Source organism: Nitrosomonas communis, assembly GCF_024102715.1.
Classification (GTDB): domain Bacteria; phylum Pseudomonadota; class Gammaproteobacteria; order Burkholderiales; family Nitrosomonadaceae; genus Nitrosomonas; species Nitrosomonas communis_B.
The window spans coordinates 1-6,392 of sequence record NZ_JAGFJM010000079.1 but is presented as its reverse complement, the minus strand read 5'-3'; the positions used below and the strand labels follow the sequence as shown (position 1 = coordinate 6,392).

5 protein-coding genes, 1 tRNA gene and 1 pseudogene are annotated in these 6,392 nt (G+C 43.3%); 5 read left to right on the top strand and 2 right to left on the bottom strand.

The genetic code is table 11. The annotated features are described in order from the left end of the window. Nucleotides 1-186 precede the first annotated feature (186 nt). Nucleotides 187-273, bottom strand: a tRNA-Leu gene (locus J5I83_RS07460). Nucleotides 274-579: 306 nt separating this feature from the next. Between J5I83_RS07460 and queA the strand changes: the two genes are divergently transcribed. From queA to secF, 5 genes are all read left to right on the top strand, one after another. Continuing rightward, on the top strand, nucleotides 580-1,614 hold the full coding sequence (gene queA, locus J5I83_RS07455) for a tRNA preQ1(34) S-adenosylmethionine ribosyltransferase-isomerase QueA (RefSeq protein ID WP_304054590.1): 1,035 nt from the start codon (nucleotides 580-582) through the stop codon (nucleotides 1,612-1,614). After that, nucleotides 1,611-2,696 (top strand): tRNA guanosine(34) transglycosylase Tgt, encoded by a 1,086-nt coding sequence (gene tgt, locus J5I83_RS07450; RefSeq protein WP_304054588.1) that lies wholly within the window; start codon nucleotides 1,611-1,613, stop codon nucleotides 2,694-2,696. The genes queA and tgt overlap by 4 nt, the downstream gene beginning before the upstream one ends. A 53-nt stretch (nucleotides 2,697-2,749) precedes the next feature. Continuing rightward, nucleotides 2,750-3,208, top strand: a complete 459-nt coding sequence (gene yajC, locus J5I83_RS07445; protein ID WP_304054587.1) for a preprotein translocase subunit YajC — start codon at nucleotides 2,750-2,752, stop codon at nucleotides 3,206-3,208. A 73-nt stretch (nucleotides 3,209-3,281) separates the two neighbouring features. Further along, complete coding sequence (gene secD / locus J5I83_RS07440) at nucleotides 3,282-5,126, top strand: protein translocase subunit SecD (protein ID WP_304054586.1); 1,845 nt, start codon at nucleotides 3,282-3,284, stop codon at nucleotides 5,124-5,126. An 86-nt stretch (nucleotides 5,127-5,212) separates the two neighbouring features. Further along, nucleotides 5,213-6,145 (top strand): protein translocase subunit SecF, encoded by a 933-nt coding sequence (secF, locus tag J5I83_RS07435; RefSeq protein WP_304054584.1) that lies wholly within the window; start codon nucleotides 5,213-5,215, stop codon nucleotides 6,143-6,145. A gap of 14 nt (nucleotides 6,146-6,159) precedes the next feature. Here the strand turns inward: secF and J5I83_RS07430 are convergent. Continuing rightward, nucleotides 6,160-6,392: pseudogene (locus J5I83_RS07430) on the bottom strand (transposase); the annotation flags it as partial.

The window sequence follows — 6,392 nt, the reverse complement described above, 5'->3', positions numbered from 1 at the left end:
GTATTGCGGTATCAGTAAGCACCTGACGGTATCTTGTGTGTCGGTATGTAAATATACCGCCAAAAATACCGTAATTTTGACGGTATGTCTAGATACGTTGTGATACTATAGAAGACGATCAATCCCGATGAAAGCTAGTAAATTCAAGGGATTTGATACGATTAGATACTATCTGGAATGCTTATTTGGTGCCGGGAGGGGGAATCGAACCCCCATGAAGTCACCTTCGCGGGATTTTGAGTCCCGTGCGTCTACCAATTCCGCCATCCCGGCATTCCCTTATTCTGCTTCTAATTTCGGGCAAGACACAATTATTACTGAAAATGGCAGGCACAGCAACATAGCGCTTGTGAAAAAATTGCAGGTAGCCTCAGAGCAAGAAAAAATAAGACATCGTGATGTGACATATCAAGTAGATAAACTGAATACGAGTACCGCTCAACGAAACTACCGGTGTATGCAATACAGTTCCTTATAGCTCCACTTATTTCCATTATAAGACCATTTTTCTGTTCCTTAAACACGGAATTTCCAAGTGAAATGCAAGAATAGCTTGCGCGCACCAGTATAATAATAGTGATGAAAGCTCAAGATTTTGATTTTTTTCTACCCAGTGATTTGATTGCACAGTTTCCGCCCAAGCAGCGAACAGATAGTCGCATGCTTTATTTAGACAGTCCATGTGACAGATTTCAAGATGCTTTATTCATTGACCTACCGAAGTATCTGCGTGCAGGAGATGTTATCGTTTTTAACGATACTCGCGTGATCAAAGCACGATTAAAGGGTATCAAGCAGACGGGAGGCAAGATCGAAGTGATGGTAGAACGGTTGCTTGACCCCCATCATGTCTTGGCTATGATACGAGCCAGTCATGCACCCAAGACAGGTTCAAAATTATTGCTGGAGAACAAAATTAGTGCAATTGTTCAAGGACAGGAACAAAATTTCTATATACTGCGTTTCGCACATGAGCTCCAGGTAACTCAGCTACTAGAGCAATACGGCAGCTTGCCGTTGCCACCGTATATTGAACGGCATGCGACACAACTGGACGAAGATCGTTATCAGACAGTTTTTGCAAAAGAAGCGGGCGCTGTTGCAGCCCCTACGGCGGGTTTGCATTTTGATGAAGCAATGCTAATAACTCTGCGTGAAATGGGAGTAATCATCACTTATGTAACGTTACATGTTGGAGCCGGCACATTCCAGCCTGTTCGAGCTGAAAATATTCTGGATCATCAAATGCATACAGAAATTTATCAGATCCCCGCAGAAACAATCGCTGCAATTCAACATGCAAAGCGTTTCGGCAATCATGTGCTAGCAGTGGGCAGCACATCTCTTCGTGCTTTGGAAGCTTGTGCTAGAACCAATGACGGTGGATTAAAGCCAGGGTATGGCGAAACTAACCTCTTTATCACACCGGGTTTTAATTTCCGCATCGTTGATCGTTTACTTACAAACTTTCACTTACCACGATCCACTCTACTTATGATGGTATCTGCTTTTGCTGGCATGGAAAATATTCGTCACAGCTATCAGCATGCCATTACTCAACGTTACTATTTCTTTAGTTATGGTGACGCCATGCTTATTGAAAGAAAAATATGAAATTCGAGTTGCATCATGTTGACAGCGGCGCCCGGCGAGGAACACTGACACTTACCCACGGTAAGGTAGAAACGCCGGCTTTCATGCCCGTAGGCACATATGGAGCGGTTAAAACGGTCTCTCCTGCAGAATTACTAGAAATTAATGCAAATATAATTTTAGGCAATACTTTCCATTTATGGTTGCGGCCAGGCTTGGACGTGATTGAAACACATGGAGGTCTACATCGGTTCATGGGATGGAATGGTCCAATATTAACTGATTCAGGCGGATTTCAGGTTTTCAGCCTTGGTAAACTGCGTAAAATCACTGAGCAAGGTGTAGCATTCCGTTCACCAATAAATGGCGATTTGTGTTTGCTTACACCTGAAGAATCCATGCGTATTCAGCGCGTACTCAATTCTGATATTGTCATGATCTTTGATGAATGCACGCCCTATCCAGTTGATATTTTAACGGCTAAAGCTTCCATGGAGCTCAGTCTCCGGTGGGCAGAGCGATCGAAGCATGCGCATGATGGGAACCCTAATGCCCTCTTCGGTATCGTGCAGGGAGGCATGTATGAGAATTTACGCGATCAATCTTTCACTGGCTTACAGCGCATAGGTTTCGATGGCTACGCTATCGGCGGCCTGTCCGTAGGTGAGCCCAAGCAGGATATGCAGCGTATACTCAAACATGTCGCACCCCAGTTGCCACTTGATAAGCCTCGCTACTTAATGGGGGTGGGGACGCCAGCAGATATTGTTCGCGCAGTCGCACAAGGCATTGATATGTTTGATTGTGTCTTACCTACACGCAACGCACGCAACGGTTGGCTCTATACACGAAATGGCATTATCAAGCTAAGAAATAGCCGGTACCGTTTGGATACTTCACCACCGGATGAGCAATGCCTCTGCTACACCTGCCGCCATTTCTCTCGTGCATACTTGCATCATTTGCAACGAACAAACGAGATTCTCGGTGCACGCCTAAATACACTGCATAACCTATACTATTATCAGCAGCTCATGGCAGAGATTCGTACAGCAATTGAGTCTGATCAATTTGAACGCTATGCACGAGAATTTCAAGCATAGTACTGCAGCGTGTTAAAATACATTTTTAATCTTTTTCTTCGGGAGAAAATATCATGTTGATTAGTGAAGCCTTTGCTCAAGCAACTAACAGCACTCAACCTGAGCCAACCTTAATGAGTCTTCTGCCTTTAATCGGGATTCTTGTCATTTTTTATTTTTTATTGATCCGCCCACAATCCAAGCGTGCCAAAGAGCAAAAGCAAATGAGAGAAGGATTACAAAAAGGTGATGAAGTTATCATTAGTGGAGGCGAATTAGGTCGTGTCACCAGCGTCGGAGAAAGCTATATTTCTATGGAGATAGCGCCAAATATTGAAATAACCGTACTGAAAGCCAGCGTGCAAACTTTACTGCCTAAGGGCACACTAAAAAGTATTGATACAGGCAAAAGCAGTAAAGCACTTAAAAACAACAAGCCTCAAAAAATGAGTGAAACCCAGGGAAGTAGCGATGAGGATAGCAACGTAACGCCTGCTGGCGAAACATCAAAAGAGAGTAGCGAAAAAAGCTGAAGAATTTAATAAAAATTACGAATTTTACTAACTTAGCTACCTCTGTTCCCCTAATTTTATTTTATTTGACACCATGAACCGCTATCCTTTGTGGAAAAATTTGATCATTGCGATTTTGCTTCTCGTTGGGTTGTTTTACACCTTACCCAATTTTTATGGTGAATCACCCGCAATACAAATTTCGCCATTGCGAACTTCAGCAGAGGCTGGGTTACCATTATTACAAAAAGTAGAAAGCGCACTTAGTAAGCACGTCCTAGCTCCTGAGGGAACCCTCATTGAAGGAAATAGCATCAAAATTCGCTTTGCAGATACGGATATCCAAATAAAGGCAAGAGATATCCTGCAATCAGAACTCGGTACGGATTATATCGTTGCCCTTAACCTTATCCCGAATTCTCCTGAGTGGCTGAATAATATCGGTGCATTACCGATGTATCTAGGGCTTGATTTACGCGGTGGCGTCCATTTCATGCTTCAGGTTGATATGGATGGCGCATTATCCAAATCACTGGATCGCTATAGCACTGATATTCGCAGCAGTTTGCGCGAACTAAGAATCCCATCTGCGGGTCTCGATCGCGAAAACTCACAACTCATCGTCAAATTCAGAGATGAGCAATCACGCTCAAAAGCAGAAACCGAACTCAGAAAAATATACTCTGACTTGGATTTGCGTACAACGAATACAGAAAGAGACTTTCGCCTGTTAGTATCGATCAAGCCGGAAGCGCATACTCGCATGCAAAGCTCAACCATACAACAAAATATTACTACGCTACGTAATCGCGTCAATGAGCTTGGTGTGGCAGAGCCTGTAATTCAGCAAGCAGGGGCCGATCGCGTTATCGTGCAATTGCCGGGTGTTCAAGATACTGCTAAAGCAAAGGATATTCTAGGAAGAACAGCCACCCTGGAAATCAGAATGGTAGATGACGAAAGTGACATCGAAGCAGCATTAAGAGGGCAAGTTCCGTTTGGCGCCGAGCTCCTTACAGAACGTGGCGGTGGTGCGCTACTGGTAAAAAAACAAGTACTACTGACTGGTGATCGTATTACGGATGCACAGCCCGGGTTTGATAACGACAATCAACCGGCTGTTCACGTCACCCTTGACAACAATGGTGCACGCATTTTCAAGCAGCTGACACGAAATAATGTCGGCAAGCGTATGGCAATTTTACTTGTTGAGAAAAATCATGCAGAGGTTGTCACTGCACCCGTTATCCGCGAGGAAATCGGTGGTGGACGCGTACAGATAAGCGGTCGAATGAGCAGCGTAGAAGCTCGTGACGTTGCACTATTGTTACGCGCCGGTGCATTAGCCGCACCAATGGAAATCATTGAAGAACGTACTGTTGGGCCCAGCCTGGGTGCTGACAATATCACCAGAGGGGTCAACTCGACGTTATTTGGCTTCCTGGCAGTGGCCATTTTTATCATGCTTTACTATCGAGCAATTGGCGTGATTTCTGTTCTTGCGCTCGGGGCAAATCTTTTATTATTGATCAGCCTTCTTTCCATTTTGCAAGCAACATTAACTCTTCCCGGCATGGCTGCAATTGCACTTACAGTTGGCATGGCGATTGATGCAAATGTTCTTATTAATGAACGTATTCGCGATGAGCTTCGCAATGGTCTAACGCCACAACTAGCTATCAATGCTGGCTACGAACGAGCGTTTGGGACCATTGTAGATTCTAATATCACAACACTGATAGCAGGAATTGCATTATTTGCTTTTGGTTCAGGTCCAGTTAAAGGATTTGCTGTAGTGCTGTGTTTGGGTATTCTAACCTCGGTGTTTACAGCAGTAACTGTTTCTCGGGCGATGGTTAACTTGGTATATGGTGGGCATCGTAAATTGGAAAAAATTTCAATTGGTACCGTCTGGAAACCTAAAACAATTAAGCGTTAATGGCAAATAGTCGTCGTGTATCCGGTTCTACCCGTATCAGAAAACACGACAACTGATCTGAAATAGCTAATCAGGATTCTTAAACTATGGAATTTTTTAAATTTGAACGCGATATCCCCTTTATGAGCTGGGGGAAATATACCACTACCATTTCATTATTAACTTTTATTGTCTCAGTTTTTTTTATTATCACAAAAGGATTGAATTTAGGGGTTGATTTTACGGGCGGCACGGTGCTTGAAGTGAGTTATGCGCAACCCGCTAATCTCGATAAAATTAGATCAGTCTTTGTTACGCTTGGGATACCTGATGCTTCAGTACAAAATTTTGGCACTTCTCGTGATGTATTGATTAGATTGCCTGCCAGGCATCAATTATCTAGTGCCAAATTATCAGAAACTGTAATTGCTTCTCTTAAAGAATTTGATGAATCTGTAGAGATACGTCGAGTGGAATTTGTCGGTCCTCAAGTCGGTGATGAATTGCTAGAAAATGGTGCATTAGCTCTATTGTTTGTATCACTTGGCATCGTGGTTTACCTGGCAATACGCTTTGAATGGAAATTTGGTGTTGCTGGTATTATCGCAAATTTACATGATGTAGTTATCATTCTAGGTTTTTTTGCTTACTTTCAATGGGAGTTCTCTCTTACAGTTCTTGCCGCAATTCTGGCAATTCTTGGTTATTCAGTAAATGAATCCGTTGTGGTATTTGATCGCATTCGCGAAAATTTTCGTAAGATGCGTAAGGCGCCTGTAACACAAGTCATTAATAATGCGATTACGCGTACTATGTCGCGTACTATTATCACTCACGGTAGTACGCAAGCAGTCGTTGTGTCAATGCTTCTTTTTGGTGGTGAAACCTTATATTATTTTGCATTAGCGCTAACCATTGGCATTTTGTTCGGTATTTACTCTTCTATACTCGTTGCTAGCCCAATTCTCATGTTACTAGGGGCCAAACGCGAAGATCTTGTAAAACCGGAGAAAAAGCAGCAAGAAGAAGCTTTACCATAGGATCTGTTGACATTTCACATAGGTAGCCACAGGTATCCACACGCTATGGCTACCATACTCTCAAAATTTCGCTTCAGTTTGTCGTATCGTGTCGCTCTATTGCCCGATACTGCTTTAGCCGGGTAAAAGCATTTTCCACCAAATGCCGATATCTATATAAACCCCAATCCATATCTGCGTTACCCTTTAACGAGTTGCGCTTTCTCGGTATCACAGCCCGAGCTCTCTTCTTCGTTATCTGTTCCCG

Bases quoted from the DNA above. Each gene is read 5' to 3' on its own strand.
- secD (WP_304054586.1), top strand. From the start codon at position 3,282: ATGAACCGCTATCCTTTGTGGAAAAATTTGATCATTGCGATTTTGCTT.
- yajC (WP_304054587.1), top strand. From the start codon at position 2,750: ATGTTGATTAGTGAAGCCTTTGCTCAAGCAACTAACAGCACTCAACCT.
- queA (WP_304054590.1), top strand. From the start codon at position 580: ATGAAAGCTCAAGATTTTGATTTTTTTCTACCCAGTGATTTGATTGCA.
- tgt (WP_304054588.1), top strand. From the start codon at position 1,611: ATGAAATTCGAGTTGCATCATGTTGACAGCGGCGCCCGGCGAGGAACA.
- secF (WP_304054584.1), top strand. From the start codon at position 5,213: ATGGAATTTTTTAAATTTGAACGCGATATCCCCTTTATGAGCTGGGGG.